This window comes from Exiguobacterium sp. s40 (assembly GCF_018617905.1).
Classification (GTDB): domain Bacteria; phylum Bacillota; class Bacilli; order Exiguobacteriales; family Exiguobacteriaceae; genus Exiguobacterium; species Exiguobacterium mexicanum_A.
Genome location: NZ_JACSLC010000024.1, coordinates 1 through 18,270, shown reverse-complemented (window position 1 = coordinate 18,270; position 18,270 = coordinate 1). Strand labels below are relative to the sequence as shown.

At 48.4% G+C, this 18,270-nt stretch carries 22 protein-coding genes; 9 read left to right on the top strand and 13 right to left on the bottom strand.

The annotated features are described in order from the left end of the window. Positions 1 to 122 precede the first annotated feature (122 nt). The 7 genes from KNP02_RS14390 to KNP02_RS14360 form a co-directional block, all read right to left on the bottom strand. Positions 123 to 800 (bottom strand): response regulator transcription factor, encoded by a 678-nt coding sequence (locus tag KNP02_RS14390; RefSeq protein ID WP_029595517.1) that lies wholly within the window; start codon positions 798 to 800, stop codon positions 123 to 125. Beyond that, positions 778 to 2,181, bottom strand: coding sequence for a sensor histidine kinase (locus KNP02_RS14385; RefSeq protein ID WP_214710169.1), 1,404 nt, complete (start codon positions 2,179 to 2,181; stop codon positions 778 to 780). The genes KNP02_RS14390 and KNP02_RS14385 overlap by 23 nt, the downstream gene beginning before the upstream one ends. A 99-nt stretch (positions 2,182 to 2,280) precedes the next feature. Beyond that, the gene (locus KNP02_RS14380; protein WP_114167384.1) at positions 2,281 to 3,189 is read right to left on the bottom strand and encodes a F510_1955 family glycosylhydrolase; all 909 of its coding nucleotides are present in this window, start codon (positions 3,187 to 3,189) and stop codon (positions 2,281 to 2,283) included. Positions 3,190 to 3,514: 325 nt separating this feature from the next. Next, positions 3,515 to 4,060 carry a thiol-disulfide oxidoreductase ResA gene (gene resA / locus KNP02_RS14375; RefSeq protein WP_214710167.1) on the bottom strand — a complete coding sequence of 182 codons (546 nt, stop codon included), beginning with the start codon at positions 4,058 to 4,060 and terminating at the stop codon, positions 3,515 to 3,517. Between the two features lie 39 nt (positions 4,061 to 4,099). After that, positions 4,100 to 4,807: a cytochrome c biogenesis CcdA family protein gene (locus tag KNP02_RS14370; RefSeq protein ID WP_114167383.1), complete on the bottom strand. Its 708-nt coding sequence runs from the start codon at positions 4,805 to 4,807 to the stop codon at positions 4,100 to 4,102. Positions 4,808 to 4,911: 104 nt separating this feature from the next. Then, positions 4,912 to 5,352, bottom strand: a complete 441-nt coding sequence (locus KNP02_RS14365; RefSeq protein ID WP_114167382.1) for a disulfide oxidoreductase — start codon at positions 5,350 to 5,352, stop codon at positions 4,912 to 4,914. Further along, entirely contained in the window at positions 5,352 to 6,038 is a 687-nt protein-coding gene (locus KNP02_RS14360; protein WP_128124347.1) for a DsbA family protein, read from the bottom strand. The genes KNP02_RS14365 and KNP02_RS14360 overlap by 1 nt, the downstream gene beginning before the upstream one ends. 317 nt (positions 6,039 to 6,355) lie before the next feature. Here KNP02_RS14360 and KNP02_RS14355 point away from each other — a divergent pair, with 317 nt between their 5' ends. The 3 genes from KNP02_RS14355 (at position 6,356) to KNP02_RS14345 (ending at position 9,838) form a co-directional block, all read left to right on the top strand. Then, complete coding sequence (locus KNP02_RS14355; protein ID WP_214710171.1) at positions 6,356 to 6,970, top strand: CadD family cadmium resistance transporter; 615 nt, start codon at positions 6,356 to 6,358, stop codon at positions 6,968 to 6,970. Between the two features lie 95 nt (positions 6,971 to 7,065). Then, the gene (locus KNP02_RS14350; RefSeq protein ID WP_029595499.1) at positions 7,066 to 7,431 is read left to right on the top strand and encodes an ArsR/SmtB family transcription factor; all 366 of its coding nucleotides are present in this window, start codon (positions 7,066 to 7,068) and stop codon (positions 7,429 to 7,431) included. Continuing rightward, a complete protein-coding gene (locus KNP02_RS14345; protein WP_214710165.1) occupies positions 7,424 to 9,838 on the top strand; it encodes a heavy metal translocating P-type ATPase in 2,415 nt (804 codons plus the stop codon). The genes KNP02_RS14350 and KNP02_RS14345 overlap by 8 nt, the downstream gene beginning before the upstream one ends. 101 nt (positions 9,839 to 9,939) lie before the next feature. Here KNP02_RS14345 and istB read toward each other — a convergent pair whose 3' ends face one another. Then, positions 9,940 to 10,701, bottom strand: a complete 762-nt coding sequence (istB, locus tag KNP02_RS14340; RefSeq protein WP_034782046.1) for an IS21-like element helper ATPase IstB — start codon at positions 10,699 to 10,701, stop codon at positions 9,940 to 9,942. A 26-nt stretch (positions 10,702 to 10,727) separates the two neighbouring features. Then, positions 10,728 to 11,093 carry a hypothetical protein gene (locus KNP02_RS14335; RefSeq protein WP_214751566.1) on the bottom strand — a complete coding sequence of 122 codons (366 nt, stop codon included), beginning with the start codon at positions 11,091 to 11,093 and terminating at the stop codon, positions 10,728 to 10,730. A gap of 173 nt (positions 11,094 to 11,266) precedes the next feature. Here KNP02_RS14335 and KNP02_RS14330 point away from each other — a divergent pair, with 173 nt between their 5' ends. Further along, positions 11,267 to 11,593, top strand: a complete 327-nt coding sequence (locus KNP02_RS14330) for a hypothetical protein (protein ID WP_214710163.1) — start codon at positions 11,267 to 11,269, stop codon at positions 11,591 to 11,593. Here the strand turns inward: KNP02_RS14330 and KNP02_RS14325 are convergent. Then, entirely contained in the window at positions 11,590 to 12,144 is a 555-nt protein-coding gene (locus tag KNP02_RS14325) for a hypothetical protein (RefSeq protein ID WP_214710160.1), read from the bottom strand. The two genes, KNP02_RS14330 and KNP02_RS14325, sit on opposite strands and share 4 nt — an antisense overlap. An 86-nt stretch (positions 12,145 to 12,230) precedes the next feature. Further along, positions 12,231 to 12,533 (bottom strand): hypothetical protein, encoded by a 303-nt coding sequence (locus KNP02_RS14320; protein WP_214710158.1) that lies wholly within the window; start codon positions 12,531 to 12,533, stop codon positions 12,231 to 12,233. Positions 12,534 to 12,657: 124 nt separating this feature from the next. Between KNP02_RS14320 and KNP02_RS14315 the strand changes: the two genes are divergently transcribed. The 3 genes from KNP02_RS14315 to KNP02_RS14305 all read left to right on the top strand — a co-directional run bounded on the left by KNP02_RS14315 (position 12,658) and on the right by KNP02_RS14305 (position 15,260). Further along, a complete protein-coding gene (locus KNP02_RS14315) occupies positions 12,658 to 13,107 on the top strand; it encodes a hypothetical protein (RefSeq protein WP_214710156.1) in 450 nt (149 codons plus the stop codon). A 322-nt stretch (positions 13,108 to 13,429) separates the two neighbouring features. Then, positions 13,430 to 13,831, top strand: a complete 402-nt coding sequence (locus tag KNP02_RS14310) for a group-specific protein (RefSeq protein ID WP_214710154.1) — start codon at positions 13,430 to 13,432, stop codon at positions 13,829 to 13,831. 205 nt (positions 13,832 to 14,036) lie between these two features. Next, the gene (locus tag KNP02_RS14305; protein WP_214710152.1) at positions 14,037 to 15,260 is read left to right on the top strand and encodes an MFS transporter; all 1,224 of its coding nucleotides are present in this window, start codon (positions 14,037 to 14,039) and stop codon (positions 15,258 to 15,260) included. Positions 15,261 to 15,321: 61 nt separating this feature from the next. Here KNP02_RS14305 and KNP02_RS14300 read toward each other — a convergent pair whose 3' ends face one another. Then, entirely contained in the window at positions 15,322 to 15,564 is a 243-nt protein-coding gene (locus tag KNP02_RS14300) for a hypothetical protein (protein WP_125318014.1), read from the bottom strand. A 366-nt stretch (positions 15,565 to 15,930) separates the two neighbouring features. Between KNP02_RS14300 and KNP02_RS14295 the strand changes: the two genes are divergently transcribed. Continuing rightward, a complete protein-coding gene (locus tag KNP02_RS14295) occupies positions 15,931 to 16,767 on the top strand; it encodes a GGDEF domain-containing protein (protein WP_214710148.1) in 837 nt (278 codons plus the stop codon). Between the two features lie 324 nt (positions 16,768 to 17,091). Here KNP02_RS14295 and KNP02_RS14290 read toward each other — a convergent pair whose 3' ends face one another. Next, positions 17,092 to 17,610 carry a Rossmann-fold NAD(P)-binding domain-containing protein gene (locus KNP02_RS14290; RefSeq protein ID WP_131472540.1) on the bottom strand — a complete coding sequence of 173 codons (519 nt, stop codon included), beginning with the start codon at positions 17,608 to 17,610 and terminating at the stop codon, positions 17,092 to 17,094. A 93-nt stretch (positions 17,611 to 17,703) separates the two neighbouring features. Between KNP02_RS14290 and KNP02_RS14285 the strand changes: the two genes are divergently transcribed. After that, entirely contained in the window at positions 17,704 to 18,150 is a 447-nt protein-coding gene (locus KNP02_RS14285) for a GNAT family N-acetyltransferase (RefSeq protein ID WP_029595529.1), read from the top strand. Positions 18,151 to 18,270: the final 120 nt, after the last annotated feature.

Below are 18,270 nucleotides of genomic sequence, written 5' to 3'. Positions count from 1 at the left end.
GAATGCCGACTTCTCGCCATAAAAAACACTCCCCAATCAGATAAACAGATTTGTTATTTCATCTGTCTACCTATTGGGGAGCATATCAATATTTTCCGACGGACCTTTTCTTTTATCAAGCATCATTCTGCTTCATGGATCCATTTGTAGCCGATTCCCCAAACCGTGAGAAAATGATCATCGACCGGAAAACCGGACTGGCGGATTTTTTCCCGAACATTTCGCACATGCGAATCGATGGTCCGCCCTTCCGTCTCTGAGTCGAATCCCCAAATTAACTGGATCAGCTGCTCCCTCGTAAACACTTTGTCGGCATTCTTCATCAGGTGGCCCACCATCAGAAATTCTTTTGGCGTCAATTTGATGATATGTTTGCCGTACGTAAGTTCAAACCGGTCTTCGTCCCACACCAAACCGTCCACTTCAATGGTATTTTTCGGAGTTCTCCTGCGAAGCAGCGCCCCCATCCGGGCCAGCAACTCATCTTCATTAAACGGCTTTGTGATGTAATCATCCGCCCCGATATTCAATCCCTTAACAATATCCTCCTGTTGTTCCCGCGCCGTCAGCATAATGATTGGCACATCCGAAAATTTCCGGATTTCGCGGCACAGTTCCCAGCCATCCATTTCCGGCATCATGATATCCAGTAAGACGAGATCGAAAGGTTCCGATTCCAAATAGTCGAGGGCTTCATGAGCTCCCAGTGCTTTTTTACAGAGGTACTGATGCGGCTTCAAATATAAAGCCACTAAATCCAGCATTCGTTGTTCATCATCAACCAACAGCACTTTCTGCAAGCGAATCCCCCCTTTTCAATTCTATCAGGACGGTTGTCCCTTGTCCGTACTCACTTTGAAGCGTCATGAGACCACCGTGCGATTCGACGATTTCTTTCGCAATCGCCAGGCCAAGACCGCTTCCTCCGTACTGTCTGGATCTGGATTTATCGACCCGATACAATTGTTCAAAGACAAAAGGAAGATCTTTTTCCGGTATGCCCTCTCCTTCATCACGGATGCTTATGGTGATGGTACCTTTATCTTGGACTCCCTGTAATACCACTTGTGTTCCTTCAGGAGAATGCTTGCGGGCGTTGTCCAAGACATTCAGCAATACCTGCTGAAAACGTTCGGGATCAATGAAGGCGACAATCTCATGTTCACAATGGACAGCCAATGAAATCTGTTTCTCGTCAAAAGCTGGCCGAACCAAGGCAACGACGGATGCAAAAAGCATCTCCAGTGAAAATTCCTCTTTTTGAATGGCGAACTGGTTATGATCCATCTGAGCCAGCTCAAACAGCTGCCGGATCAATTCCGTCAAATGGGCCGTCTCTTCCCGGATGATGCCAATGTATTCCTTTTTCTCTTCCTCGGATGCATCCGGCCGGCTCGCGATATCGGCATATCCTTTGATATAGGTCAACGGCGTCCGCAACTCGTGCGAAATACTCGCCAAAAATTCATTCCGCTCATTTTTTAAATGTTCCAAGTCACTGGATAGAGCAGTGATGGCGTTCGCCAGCTCTCCCAACTCATCGTTTCGGCCAATATTCAGGCTGACCTCGTGGTGCCCTTCGCTTAACTGTTCCGTCGCTTCTTTCATCCGAATCAACGGCAACGTAATCAATCGGGATAGCAGAAAAATTGTGATGACGGTCAACCCGACAGCAATCAGGCCAACAATCAGGAATTGGTTTCGCAAATGACTGACCATCCCTTTGATATGATTGGTTTCCGCAAACATGAACACGTGGCCTCTATGTTCTCCTTCAATGGTGATTGGGCTGTCCGTCGCAATAAACTCTTTTTTGTCCCATCGCTCTTCCACGACCTTCCCTCCCTGCAGAACCTCATCAAAATCGGTGTGTTCCAACACTTCCCTCATTTCAGGTTCAATCAGATCGGAATGGGTCAATTCGTTGCCATCTGCATCCGTGATGATGACGATGAAATCGGAGGCCGATTCCATCAACGCCACATGGTTCAATGTCGCCGGTTCAAAACTGTCTTCCAATACTTCGCTGTGGGTGTTCCCTCTTGCAAGCAGGTTGGTCATGACTTCATCCACCCGTTCATTGACAAAAGTAACGTACAGGGTTAGAAACAAAACCGATTCAATGATGATAATAAACACAAAAAACAGCAAACCTATTTTCAATGCAAGCCTGTTTAACATGGCATCCCTCTTTAAGTCGATTGGTTAGCAGCAATCAAGACAAAGACTGCTGCCGAAAGCTGTTGGATTCGGTTCGTCTTTCAAACGGCTAGCTGGTTTCTACTTGGTTTTTCCCTCTTCCAGCAGCGTTTTCCAGGTCTGTGATCCGTCTTCCGACAAGTAAGCATTGCCCTGGAGTGAGTAGATCGCCAGTTCCCTTTCATCAGTCGGATTTTGTGCAATAAAAGCGATGGCATCTTGCGGAAGATCCGGTATGTTCACCGTCTTCAGTTCTTCATTTTCCATAGTATACTTCACCAAAGCCGCCGCTGTCCCGTAGCTTCCGAAATACAACTGGTCTTCGGTGAAATGCACCGCTGTGCCTGTTTCATTTTCCGATGTAATCGCCTCAAAATTTTCGCCGCCATCACGTGAGAAATACACACCTGTAGAAGTAGCTGCAGCAACGAAGTTCGAATCTGTCGGATGAAGGGCGAGCGCCATCACTTCTCCTTCTAATCCTGAAGCTTTGACCGGCTCCCACGATTCTCCTATATCGTTACTTTTGTAGAACCCTGCTTCGAGCAAGGAGTTTTTTGCTGGATTGAGCAGGAAAATATCATGGCTGGTGTACCCTACAGCCATCGCATGAAAGTCCGTTTCTCCTTGAAATGCAATCTCTTCCAAGGTTTCTCCGCCATCTGTACTCCGCTGAATCCCAAGCGGATTGGGCAAATCCGAATCTGCGCTCGGGTGTCCCGAAGAATAAAAGCCTTCATCTACAGCGTTAAAGCCCATATAATCGAAAAAATTATCCGCTGTTTCAAACCATTCGCCATCGCGATAAATTTTTGGACCGCTGTGTGATGCAAAATACAAATCGTTCCCACCTCCTGCATAGCCCATACCGTGGACGTGTCTCAGTTCTCCTTCAAATGGAACTTCAAATGAATCCGCTGTATCGTTGCTGCATCCTGCCAGCAAAAGCAAAGCCGACAGTACCGCTATGCCCATTCTCTTTTTTTTCATGTAGATGCCCTCCGAATATGTCAATTTTCTATACTTTCCATAAGTATCAACCTCTTATAGCTTAACGAAAAAGTTTCGACTTTTTGTGCAGATATCTTGATTTCAAAACAGGTAATCCATTCCCTCTACAATTGACCCAAAAGGAATAATCCTTCCAATCGGTCCGGTGGAGGATCTTTGCCTGATTTTTATTTATAAATTTTCTACACCTGACATTGCTTTTCTTGTGGTTTAGTCAACTTTAAAGAAATGTCTTTTTCTCGTTTTTTCCTTGCATCAATTTTCAAAATACGTGGCTCGCACTATTCTGGGGAACTCAGTTGTATCAGCTCGGTTTGATCTGTTCCATATAACTCGCAATATCCTCTTCGGACATTTCACCCGTAATGATTTTCTCGATTTTCCCCTCTTGATTGACCAACAATGTAGTGGGCAATGGACGAATATTATAGGCTTCCATAACACTTTTGTCCTTATCGATAACAATCGGGAACGTTAAATTTCGCTGTTCAGCAAATTGTCTCACTTCAAAATCGGATTGCGCAATATTGACAGCGAGTATCTCTACACCTTGGTCCTTGTATACTTGGTACTGCTTTTCCATCAGCGGGAACTCTTTTTCGCACGGTTTGCACCAAGTACCCCAAAAGTTCACGAACACCCCCTGCCCTTTGTACTCAGACAGCTGATGCCGTTCCCCATTCAAATCCGTCAAAGCAAAATCGGGTGCCCAATCTCCAACTTGCAGCAATTCGTTTTTCTCTTTTGTTAATCCGTTGTAGATGGTAAAGATTATAGCCCCTGCCAGGACAAGCAAAATGCTTGTCCTCATTATCAAACGGTTCTTCTTTTTATTCTTTTTCGCAGTCATATAGCGTCACGCCTTTCTAAATATTATAAGTCCGGTCTATTAAAATCCAGTGAACCCACCCGTGAACTGCGACAGGTAAGCGATGACGTCCGTCATCATATCGAAATACAACATGAGACCCATGATGACCATCAAGCCTCCGCCGATCGACATGAACTGCGCACTCCGTTTCTTTAGGAAAGTCATCTTCTCGATGAAGAACGACATCAAGAGGAACGGAATGGCAAAGCCGAGGACGTAAAACAGCATATACAAGAGCCCGCGGCTCGGATCGGCGATCCCCATCGCTATCACCGCGGCCAGGATGGGGCCGGTACACGGCGTCCATCCGGCGGCGAAGCCCAGCCCAATTACCACGGAGCCGGTATAGCCCGATGGCCGTTTTTGAAAATGGACTTTCTTATCCGAAAGCAGGAAGTCGAATTTCAGGACACCGGTCAGCACCAAGCCGAAAAACACCATCAAGATGGCACCCAGCTGGCGCAGCAGGTCGGCGTTCTCAAAAAAGAAAGAGCCGATGAACGAAGTGGACAACCCGAGCGCCAGAAAGATGATGGAAAACCCGACCAAAAAAAGCACCGTATGGATCAACGCGCTCTTTTTCATCGCCCCTTTTCCGGTTTTCAGCTCATTGACCGAAACACCAGTGATGTAGGACAAAAAAGCCGGGTACAGTGGAAGCGCGCAAGGCGAGAGGAACGATAACAATCCGGCGCCGAACGCCAGCAATAAACTTACTTCAGCCATAGAACAGTCTCCTTTTAGATGATTGACGTGTATAGTTCCTTAACTGCCCTATCGCCGCTTTCTGTAAAAATGACAGTCCGTGATAGATTGTTAGGGGCGATCCGTCAGTTCGCTCTATTCTTCATTACTAGAATTACCATCGCCACACTGATTAAGAGGAAAGCGATAAATGCGAGGAAGGGGATGGTGATGAACCCAAACCAATTGATATACTCTGCGCTACAGGGAACGCTGCTTACACATGGCCGGAGACCACCGAACCCCGGAATCTTTTGTTCCATGTAATGCAGGACCGAGATGCTTCCCCCGATAACTGATAAGGGCAGGGCATAGCGGACAACCTTCCAATCGTTCTGGAACGTCGCGATCCCTAAAATCAACACAAGCGGATACATGAAAATCCGCTGAAACCAGCACAGGTCACACGGGATAAACCCCTTGATTTCACTGAAGTACAGGCTGCCGAGCGTTGCAATCAACGAGACGAACCAAGCTCCGTACAGCAAGAAGCCCCTTTTATCCGATACTTTATGGGTTTCGTTCATTAGTTTTCCTCCGCTAACGCTTCATCGATCAATGCTTTGATGGCATCGTAATCAAACGGATCTTCCAGCGTCTGTCCATTGACCACGATCGTTGGTGTCATCGCTACCCCGTGTTCTTCCACCAACGCTTCATCTGTTTTGACTTTGTCCATGGCCGTTTGCTTTTCCATGTCTTCCTTCAGCTGTTCCAGGTCAATGGCCGGGAATTGGGAAGCCACTTCCACCGTTTTTTCCTGTGTCAGCCAAGGGGCATCGTGATTTTCAACTGCCGGCTGTTCCGCAAATAGAGCTTTGTGGAAATCCCAGTAATCGTTCGGACTTTGTTCATAGACTGCTTCCGACGCCAAAGAGCCGATCATCGATTCATTGCCATGGAACAGGACATTGATGTAGGAGAACTTCACATCCCCCGTCTCGACATAGTCCGCCACCAGCTGCGGATATACCATTTCTCCCCAAGCTTTACAGGACGGGCATTTGAAATCCCCGAATTCCACGACCGTGACCGGTGCATCACTTTCACCAAGCGTTGGCTGGCCCGTAATATCTACTTCTCCTGTTTCCACGGGTGAAGCAGATTGCTGGTTTGTGAGCACGACGATTGCTGCTAAAATGCCAACCGCCAATAGTGTCAGGAGAACTGCGAACTTCATTCCGGACTGTTTCTTCTTATTGTTTTTATCCATATTATCCCTCTTTCCTATCATGATTTATCAATCAACTACTCCACATTGTTCTTCTATACCATTTTCAGCTCTTCTAAAGATAGAATGCTTAACAAGACATGCAGGCATTGGCCATACTAAATTTCAATTTGCCTTGCCACTTGTCGCTCCCTGTTCAATCTAACAAGCATGCCCAAACATTAAAACAATCATTTGAATATATAATTGACAATCTAGCGAAATCTTTGTACACTTGCATTAATCAAACGTTTGTTTGAATTTATAACTATCAGAGGGTATCACTTCACACTAGGATATCCGTAAAGGAGATGAGGGTGCTGTTAACCACGATTTTTACCGCGGTTGCCGCTTATGTGGCGACCAGCATTGATTACGTCATTATTTTGCTGATCCTGTTTTCACAAACGATGAAAAAAGGCCAGTTAAAATCCATTGTCATCGGACAATACCTAGGAACAGCCATCTTGGTGGGCGTCAGCCTGTTGGCTGCGTACAGCCTGACGCTTGTGCCGTCCCACTGGGTGGGCTTGCTAGGGCTCATTCCGATTTACCTGGGCATCCGGGTCTGGAAGCGAGAAGAAGACGAGGACGACGAAGAGAATCTCCTGTCCCGTTTGTCTTCCGGAAACCCCAATCGCTTGTTTGTCACCATTACAGTCATTACCCTGGCGGCTGGCGGCGACAACATTGGCGTCTACATACCCTACTTTTCAACCTTGAATCCAAGTGAAACTGTGGTGATGCTGGTTGTCTTTGCCATCCTGGTCGCCGTCTTGTGTTACCTCAGTTACCGGTTGGCAGCCGTTAAAACGATTTCTGAAACGATAGAAAATTGGGAACGATGGATTGTGCCGACTGTCTTCATCGGGCTCGGCATCTTGATTATGGCGGAGAATGGGACTTTCCGATTCCTTTGGGGATTGGTGAGTTGAAGTCATTCTTTGCACTCTTTGTTTTATATAGAAGAAAATCACTTACTTGAAAAAACGAATGAGTAAACAGAAGTGAGAAAAAGGAGTGAATGAAAATGGCAAAAGAGATTTGTGATGTGGTCTGTGTAGATGAAGAAAAGGTGGAAAGAGTCCAGCAGCAACTGTCTGAACAAAATCCATTGGAAGTGGCGAAGATCTTCAAGGCGTTGTCGGACGATACGCGTATCAAGATCGCCTACGCCTTATCGCTGGAGGACAAACTGTGTGTGTGTGACGTTGCGAATATCATCGGTTCATCTACCGCAACCGCCTCCTACCACCTGCGACTACTGAATAATATGGGGTTGGCGAAATACAGCAAGGAAGGCAAGTTGGTCTACTACTCACTGGATGACGCGCATGTGAAACACTTGGTGCAAGTGGCCTTCATCCATCAGAAGGAGGTTGTTTCCGTTGGTTGAAAAAACGAAGGAAACAGAAGACAAAACGGTCTACCGGGTTGAGGGCTTTTCGTGTGCGAATTGCGCCGGGAAATTCGAGAAGAACGTCAAACAGATTCCCGGTGTCCAGGATGCCAAAGTGAACTTTGGGGCTTCGAAAATTGCGGTCTACGGCGAGGCGACGGTCGAGGAACTGGAAAAAGCCGGCGCTTTCGAGAATTTGAAGGTCGCACCGGAAAAACCGAAACGCCAGGCGGCTCCTGAAGTGACCGTCGAAGACAAAAATGTCTTCCGGGTCGAAGGCTTTACATGCGCGAACTGCGCCGGGAAGTTTGAGAACAACGTCAAGCAGATCCCCGGTGTCCAGGATGCCAAAGTGAACTTCGGGGCTTCAAAAATTTCCGTTTACGGGGCAGCGACCATCGACGAATTGGAGAAAGCCGGTGCGTTTGAAAACTTGAAGGTGGCGCCTGAAATTACAGGACGTCCAGCTATCACGAATACCGGAACCGAAACAGCGCCAGCTCGAACAGAGAAGAAAGTGCCGTTCTACCAAAAGCACAGCACCTTGCTCTACTCCACCCTCTTGATCGTGTTCGGCTACATTTCCCAGTTCGTCAATGGCGAAGACAACCTGATGACGTCGCTCCTGTTTGTGGCGGCGATTGTCATTGGCGGGTACTCGCTCTTCAAAGTCGGCTTCCAGAACCTGATTCGCCTGGATTTCGACATGAAGACCCTCATGACCGTTGCGGTCATCGGGGCAGCCTTTATCGGGGAATGGGCGGAAGCGGCCATCGTGGTCATCCTCTTTGCGATCAGTGAAGCACTGGAACGCTATTCCATGGACCGGGCGAGACAATCCATCCGTTCGTTGATGGACATCGCTCCGAAAGAGGCACTGGTCCGGCGGAATGGCCAAGAACAGTTAATTTCGGTAGACGACATTGTGGTGGGCGACACCATGATTGTCAGACCGGGACAGAAGATTGCGATGGACGGCACGGTGACCAACGGGTATTCGGCGGTCAATCAGGCGGCGATCACCGGGGAATCCGTGCCGGTCGCCAAAACGGTGAACGATGACGTCTTCGCGGGCACGCTGAATGAAGAAGGCTTGCTCGAAGTCAAAGTCACGAAGTTGGTTGAAGACACAACCATTGCGAAAATCATCCACCTGGTTGAGGAAGCACAAGGCGAACGGGCTCCTTCGCAGGCGTTTGTCGATAAATTTGCCAAATATTATACACCGATTATCATGGTCGTTGCTGCGCTTGTAGCCATCGTTCCTCCCCTTCTGTTTGATGCCAGCTGGGAAACCTGGGTCTACCAAGGATTGGCTGTGCTAGTCGTAGGATGCCCGTGTGCTTTGGTCATTTCGACTCCGATTTCGATTGTATCTGCTATCGGGAACGCAGCGAAAAAAGGCGTTTTGGTAAAAGGCGGCGTGTATTTGGAAGAAATGGGCGCGCTGAAAGCCATCGCGTTTGACAAGACCGGCACCTTGACCAAAGGGGTTCCGGTTGTCACGGACTTTGAAGTGCTGAACAAGGGAATCAGTGAAAAAGAGCTGCTTTCTATCGTCACAGCACTGGAGTACCGCTCACAGCATCCCCTTGCTTCGGCCATCATGAAAAAAGCGGATGCAGAAAATATTTCTTATTCTTCGGTCTTGGTCGAGGACTTCTCATCCATTACCGGCAAAGGGATTAAAGGAACCGTCGAAGGAACCACGTACTATATCGGCAGCCCGATCCTCTTCAACGAGCTGGGCGCCGCAAGTGCGGATAAGAACTTGGAACAAAATGTCACAGCTCTTCAAAATCAGGGCAAGACGGCCATGATCATCGGAACGGAACAAAACATCCTGGCGGTCATCGCCGTGGCCGATGAAGTCCGGGACTCCAGCAAGGAAGTCATCCAGAAGCTGCACGACATGGGCATCAAGAAGACGATCATGCTGACGGGTGACAACAAAGCGACCGGTCAGGCCATCGGCCGAGAGGTCGGCGTCACCGAAATCCAGGCCGAGCTGATGCCGGAGGACAAATTGAATGTCATCAAACGCTTACGGGCCGAGTACGGCAAGGTGGCGATGATTGGAGACGGCGTGAACGACGCGCCGGCACTCGCCGCTTCTACGGTCGGGATTGCCATGGGCGGAGCCGGAACGGATACAGCTTTGGAAACGGCGGATGTCGCTTTGATGGGCGACGATTTGAGCAAGCTGCCATTCACGGTGAAATTGAGCCGGAAATCCCTGAATATCATCAAAGCGAACATTACGTTCGCCATCGGCATCAAAGTGATTGCGCTGCTATTGGTCATTCCGGGTTGGCTGACCCTGTGGATCGCCATCATGTCGGATATGGGCGCTACCCTTCTGGTTGCACTCAACAGCTTGCGGCTGATGCGCGTAAAAGAGTAACGAAAAGAGCTTTCCAGCCAACTGGAAAGCTCTTTTCTGAAATACATAGTAGGGCACTGTAGACGTCAAGTTGAATTTGACACTTTTTGCTCGTTTGCCTTTTACACTTCTGCCGAAAACAATGATTTCCGGTTCCTCATCCGATGACTGTCGTCATCACTATGTATGATTTCGACGCGATGGAGTAAGCGGTCCAGTATCGCAGTCGTGATGCCCTGGTCCCCGATCAATTCGCCCCATTGATCGGGGCTTTTGTTCGAGGTCAGGATGATCGAGCTGCGCTCATAAAGGTGATTGACAAGATGGAAGAAGAGATTGGCTTCTCGTTGGTCCATCGCCATGTACATCAAGTCATCGATGATGACCAAATCCGAATCTCGCAACCTTTTTAACTGGATCTTCGACTTGCTTGAAAACTCTTCACTTTTTAACAGTTGGACGAGCTCGCCCATCGTGACGAAGTATACCTTAAACCCGTGGTTGACCGCCTCGATCCCTAGCCCCACAGCCAAAAACGTCTTTCCAACGCCCGGAGGGCCCAAGAGGATCAGGTTGTACTGTTGTTCGAGCCAGTTGAGCTGTTTCAACTGCTTCAGCTGTCGGGCGGTTAGTGCGGTCTGTTCCTCCAAATTGAACTCCGAGAGGGGTTTGATGAACGGGAATCGGGCCCACTTCATTCGTCTCTCCAAACTTTTAGCGTCTCGTTTGGCGCGTTCATGGTTCGTGATGGCACTTAGAAATTCGATATACGTCCAGGAGGCCATTTCGGCCTCTCTCAAAATCTGTGGGAGGGCGTCAGCCGTCTCGGCGAGACGAAGCTGCCGAGCTTCTCTGTCTCTACTGAGGCGTACCGATAAAACCATCGTTCCACCGTCGTGTAAGGTAATCCCTATTCACGCGCTACATCTGAGATCGTCCTACCGTGGCAACGTTCTGCGATGCCTTTCCGGAACACCTCGGTGGAGGTGCGGACGAGCCCGAGACCGTAGTCATACACGAACGTCAAATCACAAGAGAAGCATCTTTGACGTGGGACATCCAGCTCAATCCAGAGTATACCGACGTTCCATGCGTGACCGTGTCGGAAGCGACGTCGCCTTTTCGAATGCAGGACTGTCTTTCTCTGGCAAAGCGGGCAAGGGATGTCGTGTCGATCCGGGATGACCGGGAAAACGTTCGGTTCTTCGTCTGAAGACATCTGGATCTGAAAAAGGTCTGGAAGTGGAAGAAGTAATTTGATAAACTGTTGGGACAAAGCGAAAACTCCAATCGTGGTTTGTCTAGGCAACAATTACGATACCGGGGTTTTCGCTTTTTTTCTATGTTCAATTCAAAATCTGATGGATTTTATGCGTCAACCACACCTTATGCTGATGAGCCTAATCATTTCAATCAATATCCAATTTATAACAAGAAGGAGAATGTAATTTGCGCATTCATCTGCTAGGCATTTTATCGTTTGTGGCATGGATTTATATCCTCATTCGTCAGTATTTGTATATAGAGACTGTCCTGATCGATCAAGACCATTTCATCGTTGCGCTCATCGACCTCGAGACTTTCATGTATTTGCCCTTCCTCATGATGTTCTCCGTGATTCCACTCACTAGCGCAATCATTTCAGAATACACGATTCGCTATTTCAAGAATCGTGACAACCCGCGCCTATTCGGTTTACTCGCTGTCCTTTATACACTTGCGACGATTCATATGATGTGTGTGGTTTGGACGTTTTTTACGACTCCAACTTACTAAAGCTCATCAATCTTCCTTTCAAGTTGCAAGACCCATTCATCCAGATCCGATTCATCATGTAAGTAACCGCTGTCTCCGTCGGGTAAATCGATCCCGTTTAACCAGACAAGTGAATCAGTCGTCATGCCCACAATGAGGTCGTCATCTGACTGCTGAAGCACACGTCCGGCCCAATCGGATACGTCTTCCCGCGTCACTAAGCCCTCCTTCACATACAAAACCCATTTGATCATCTCTTCGAACGTCGGGGTATAACGTTTTCGAGGAAGTTCTTGTTCAGACAACTCTCCGCGCTTTAAACGTTGCGTCAAGAGCAATAGTCGCTCTGTCGTCGGGGCCCAGTTCATAACCGTTTCAATCGGTGTGCGAATCACATCACTCGGTCTGTATTCGTCGTTACAAAAAAATAGCTCCCCATTGCCTAAATCGATCGCTAACCAACTCCCAACGCTGTCGTAACCAACGCGGATGAACCGCAAATCGGTTTCTTGTAAAGCACGAAGTTGTGCAGCGTCGGCCCTCGTTAACAGCGTTGCTTTTTTTTGAAGCACCGACTATCGTGAACATCTGACGCTTCATTTCCTCCTCACCTAAGGATGAAATGATGACTTGTTGCTCAAACAATGGCTCGCCCACCTTACCGTAACCAATCCTTGACGGAAGTCGACAACATCTCATCCACTTCGAACGTCTCATGACTGACGATGATGGCGTGATTCGACTCGATGTTCACACAAATGGGGTCCCCTAAAAAGTCCTCATACCCGATGATATAAAGCCCGTCCGGCCATGGCTCCTCGTCGTCCTGATACTCCTCCTGTACTTCCTCGAAACGTTCACGCTCGTTAACGAATGCGAAGCGCGGCAATCCTTCCACATCTTCGAGTTTGATTTCGACCTCTTCTATCGGCAATAGTGCTTTCAATTCCTCTTTTGTCATTGTTGTTCCACCTTTCTTTTTTGGTCTAACTCCACCTGTTCATCTTGACACACTATCCCTTTAGTGTAAAATTACACTTGTAAGTAAATGTAAATATAACCCTCATCAAGAAAGGGGTTCAGAAATGGCTAATTCAAAGAAATGCCTCGTCATCTTGTCATCGGTCTATATACTCGCGTTCATCGTGAACCTGATTCCATCCTTCATGTTTCCTGATGCAGAGATTCACCCAATTCATGCTTTCGCATCCGGCTTACTGCTCGTTTGCATGCTTGGGACGTGTTTACTTCGAAACCGTGCCGCCAAACTGTTCATCATGGCTATTTTGTTCGCAAGCGTCACTGTCTTCACATTAAATAGCTTCGAAACATATATGTATGACATCGTGGTGTTGGACGCCTTGTTTGCGATTCAGTATCCGCTCTATATCATATTCGTGACGCCACTGTTCGGGCTCAATTACTTCCTGAACGTCAATCCGGAATACGTCGCATTGCTAATCTTTTTCATCGCGATTTTGTTGCTTATCGTTCATGAAGTAGCGGTGACACGATTCGATCGAGTCAAACAATGAACGGAAGTCATGTGACGCGTCGTTTTCAAGCGGTGATGATTAGCGGCACGAGCCTTTTCATATCCATCGTTTACGTTTTGTTCTCCCCGAATTGGATTGGGCCAGGATTCGTGTGGATACTTGGAACGATGATATTGTTGATAACCTCTTCAATCGGATTAACAGTGCATCTTTCCAAATATCGAGGATGGCATCGATCCAAGTCCATTTTCGTTGGTATCGGCATACTCTTGATGCTTGGACTCATTTCCCTGTATATCTTGTGGTAAGTTATTGCCATCAACATGAATCACTCGACATGACATATGCTAGGAGGACTCATATGAACTTCTATATCGGCTCAAGCTTCGCCAACATCGAACGAGTGAGAGCGCTGCGTGATCGCCTACTCTCGCAAGGTCACGCGCATACATATGACTGGACGACGAACGACCGTGCCACGACACTTGAAAACTTGCGAGCCATCGGCACGAGTGAGTTCGAGACGATCAAGGCTTCGGACTTCGTCATCATTTTACTGCCGGCCGGCAACAGCAGCCATATCGAGCTCGGGATTGCCCTCGGTGCTGGTGTTCCCGTGTTCGTCCATGACGCCACGAATCGCTTCGACGATGTCGAGACGACGAGCACGTTCTATCATCTAAATCATGTCGTCCAATTGACAGGACCGCTCGAGGATGTGCCTAAGGCCATCACAGTCTACTTCGCTGGTACAGCGCGTTAAGTCACCTGCTCGGCTTGCAACAATCATTTCTAGAGCCATCTGGCTCTGTCAAAAAGTATATCGCAGCCTCTTTGTCCAATCTATGGAAAGCGAGCAAGCCGGATAATCAAATTCATAAAAAATTGAAGTGGATTGGATTTATCTGGTATATCAATCATTTTTGTGACATACTGTTCAAAATCTACTTTGAACGGGGACGATTGCGATGAATACTTGGAAACACACTTTACTCTTACTAACTGGCGTCGGCATCTCGAACCTCGGCGCCTGGGTGTATTTCATCGCCCTCAACTTAATCGTCCTCGAGATGACGCAATCGCCGTTCGCCGTGTCGGTCCTCTACATCCTCGTCCCGCTCGCGGCCCTATGCGCGAATGTTTGGTCAGGCTCGGTCATCGACCGCACCGACACGCGCCGCTTGATGATGTGGCTCGATGCGCTCCGTGCCGTCGTCGTCTTCAGTCTCGCTTTCACCGATTCACTCGCGCTCCTCTATGTGCTCGTGTTTGGATTGAATATCGCGAGCTCCGTCTTCGAATCGGCCTCCCTCGTCTATATGACGAAGCTCGTCCCGATCGGTGACCGGCAACGGTTCAACGCCATGAAAAATTTCGTCCAATCGGCCGGATTCATCTTAGGCCCGGCCATCGCGGGATTGTTGTTCATGATCGGTACACCCGCGCTCGCGATACAATTGAACGCGCTGGCGTTGCTCGTGTCTGTCGGAATCCTCTCCCTACTACCGAAGTTGTTCACGGCCCGCGACGAAGTTGAAGTGTTCAACCTGCACATGATTCTCGATGATTGGAAAACGGTCGTCCGATTCGCATCGACCATGCGTTACGTGACACTCGTCTATGGCCTATTCTGCGTCATGACGATTTTCATGTCGGGGCTCGACTCGCTCGAGGCGTCGTTCGCGACGCAAGTGCTCAACTTCTCTGAGAGTCGCTACGGTTTTCTCGTCAGTGTTGCCGGAGCCGGGATTATCGCTGGTTCGATCATCAACGCGACGTTCAGTGCCCGGCTGACGTTACCGTTCCTAATCAGTTTCGGTGCCATCCTAACACCTGTCGGCTATCTCGTCTTCGCCTTCTCCGAGTCATTCGTGGTCGCAGCGGTCGGATTCTTCCTGCTCACATTCGCCTTGTCGTTCGCGAACACCGGCTTCTTGTCGTTCTATCAAAACAATGTCCCGACCGACCTGATGGGCCGTTTCTCGGGGGTGATCAACGTAGCGGAGTCCGTCTTGATTATCGGGTTGACGTTCGGCATCGGTCTCCTCGCTGAGTATGTCGGGATTCGCTCGACGTATGTCGCCTTCTCCCTCGCCTTCTTACTCGTCGGCTTGGTCACAGTACGGGTTGTACTAGAGCGATCGAGACAAGCTTTGTATACGTCAGCTCCACACGAGGAGGAAGCATCCTAATGCGGTTATAGTGTTGGCGAAACAACAGAAAGAGCCGATTGAGACCATCCTCTCAATCGGCTTATTGTATCGCTTGAGTCATCTGATCAATGTGTTCTTCTACCACAGCAACAATGACATCCGGACGATCTAATTGAATGGCATGCGATGCCTGTTCCGCAATCACCAGCTTGCTAGTCGTTGCGAGCATCGTTTGTTCACGAATGAGTTGATGCCACGTTGCTTCTAATAACCTTAACTCAGATTCAGGCAAACCGTTTAACATGCCTTGTGCGACTTCATAATCGGCGTCGCGTCCGATCACATATAACGGCATCGCATAGGCGATGGATCACTCGTCACTCCTCCTCGCCAGAGACAATCATCCGATCCATGTGTTCGACTTTGAAGTGACGGGCGCGATGAAGCGAATCGATCGGCACGTTGATTCACGATGGCCAGACCACCTTTGCCACATAACTGACGACACCACCGGCATCTGTGTCGGTGGTGTCGTTTACTTAATCCCGAAGAACGCACTCGCTCCGATTCGAAAAACGAGCTCGTCGTTCCAGTCTAATGTTTTATAATGAAGGTGACGGACATCTTTGATTGGTTATTCCGCATATATAGCGGGTAATTGAAGAGGTGGCTCATCGTGAGCCGATTCAAGACAGATGGAGGGGTGAACATGAAGCAATGGACTAATGAATCGATTTATTTGTTCGGTCTCATCGCTTGTATGATTGTCGGTACGATGGCTTATACCATCCTTTTGTCTGAAAGTAACACCGGTCTTCTCGGCTACTTGATTTTACCCACCATCATACTCTCTTCTCTCATCTTCGGGATGCGAGCTGGGCTGACTCTGTCTGTCACGCTCCTCCTCTTTTTATTCATCTATTTCCGATGGTTCGCGTCCATTTACGAAGCAGGAAACGTTCAGTTTTTTAACGGCAGAGGCATCAGTTTTACGATTCTGCTTCTCGTCATGTCTATTCTGTCTGGTCTCGTTCATCAACTCGTGAAGCACGCCCAACTGTCACGGCTCGAGTTAGAGGAGCGGGCCAGACAGCTCGTAGCCGTCGATCCTGAGACGTGGCTTGATAATACCGAGCGATTTCGGATGGACTTGAGTGCGGAACGAGACCGTCTCATTCGCCACGGTGGCTCATTCTCAGTCTCGTTCATTCACTTGAATGACTTCGCTCGTTTCAAGGAACATTACGGACGAACTGAATATGAATGGTTCTTGAATTATTTCAGTGACGAGCTCCATATGGCAACAAGACGAACCGATCACAAGTATCGGATCGCAGTCGATACGTTCGCCATCATCTTCCCCTACACGTCACAAAAAGCCGCACAAGTCGTCCATGACCGGATTCGTCCGCTACTAGAACAGTATGAGCTTCAAAGCGGTAAACACGTGTCATTGACGTATGAGGATACGTTTTATGAGGTGAATCAAGAAAATTGTAACACGCTCGTTGATAAAATCGTTGCGAAGGCATCGTCGACTAGTTGAGAAATACCTGATAATAAAACCTTGAATGATCGACACTTAATAAAAGTGCGCATTCAAGGTTTTTTGTGTCATCATATCGATTTTACCCCACATTTAGCCGTTTCGATTCTCCATCACGACTGCTGTCTGTAACGTCTATCCAAGCCCATTATACGCAAACTCAGAATTTCCATTTGGATACAGAATCAAGTCCATCACAGAGTTAACCCAATTCAATTTCTTATCTAAATCGCTCTAGATGATACTCTATCTAGGTTGCCCGAAGAGCATTTTCATATGTATCGTTCGACCTTTTATCACTTCAGTTTATTATTGTTAATCGTTTCATCTCGTTACATTTCCGACTAAATGGAGAGGTTCCTTCCCTTGAATCGCCTCGATCACGCCTCCGGCAATCTCTTTATGCGTCAACCAGCGGCTCTCCCCCTTCACGACTTGAAAACCGAGTTGCACTTGGTGATAACGGACGTCTTCAGTGATCGTCAGCCCGTTTCTCACACCGCTCGAGTTGGCGCGACTACCGAGAACATGGAACACGTCCGTTCCCCCTCGTAGTGCTGACAACACACACGTTAAGGCGTCAGCTGCGTCCGAATGAACCCAGGCAACGACCAAGTCGAAATCTCCATGATCCGCAATCGAACTTCGCAGCGCTTCCTTGAGACGCAAGTCGTCCCGATAGTCGACCAATACGGCAGACAGTCGGTCGGGTGTTTGTTCGGTCAATCGGCTCATTTTCTCGGCATCCCGTCCGATGATGGACACGTGATAGCCAACCTCTTCCAACCAAAGGACCGTCCCCGCCAGCATCCCGCTGCCGCCGATCACTAACGCATGTTTCACGATATATCTGTCCCTTCTGTCCGTTTATAAGTAAGGAAAGGAATCCTGACTTACGAAAGCGAAATCTACATATAACACCCCCCTCAAGGAGGCATGATTCCCATTCCATCGACCATCTATTCCATCAAACCAATCGAGTCGCCACACGAACTCGATGAATCGTTCCCAGTCATGAATCAACTGCGCACCGACTTGACGCTCGACGCCTATCGCGATCTCGTCGCCGCCATGCGACCACAAGGGTATGAACTATATGCGTTATACGCCGACGATGTCATCGTCTCGCTTGCGGGGATTGAGCTCCGCGTCAATCTATATCTCGAGAAACACGTCTTCATTTACGACCTCGTGACGTGCGTGAACCATCGCTCGAAGGGATATGGCGAGATGTTGCTTCACTTCATTCATGAATACGCACGCGACAGTGGTGCCAAATATGTCGCCCTCGAGTCCGGACTGGCAAGGACCGAGGCGCATCGCTTTTATAAAGACAAGATGGACTACGCCATCACGAGCTATTCGTTCCGAAAACAGCTTTGAATTCTATGTAACAAAAAAGGAAGAGCCGAACTAATCTGTACCCCTTGTAAAGGACAATAATAAAAAAACTTATGCTGATTCAAGGAGATGATTCCTGTACTGTACGGGAGTCATCTTTTT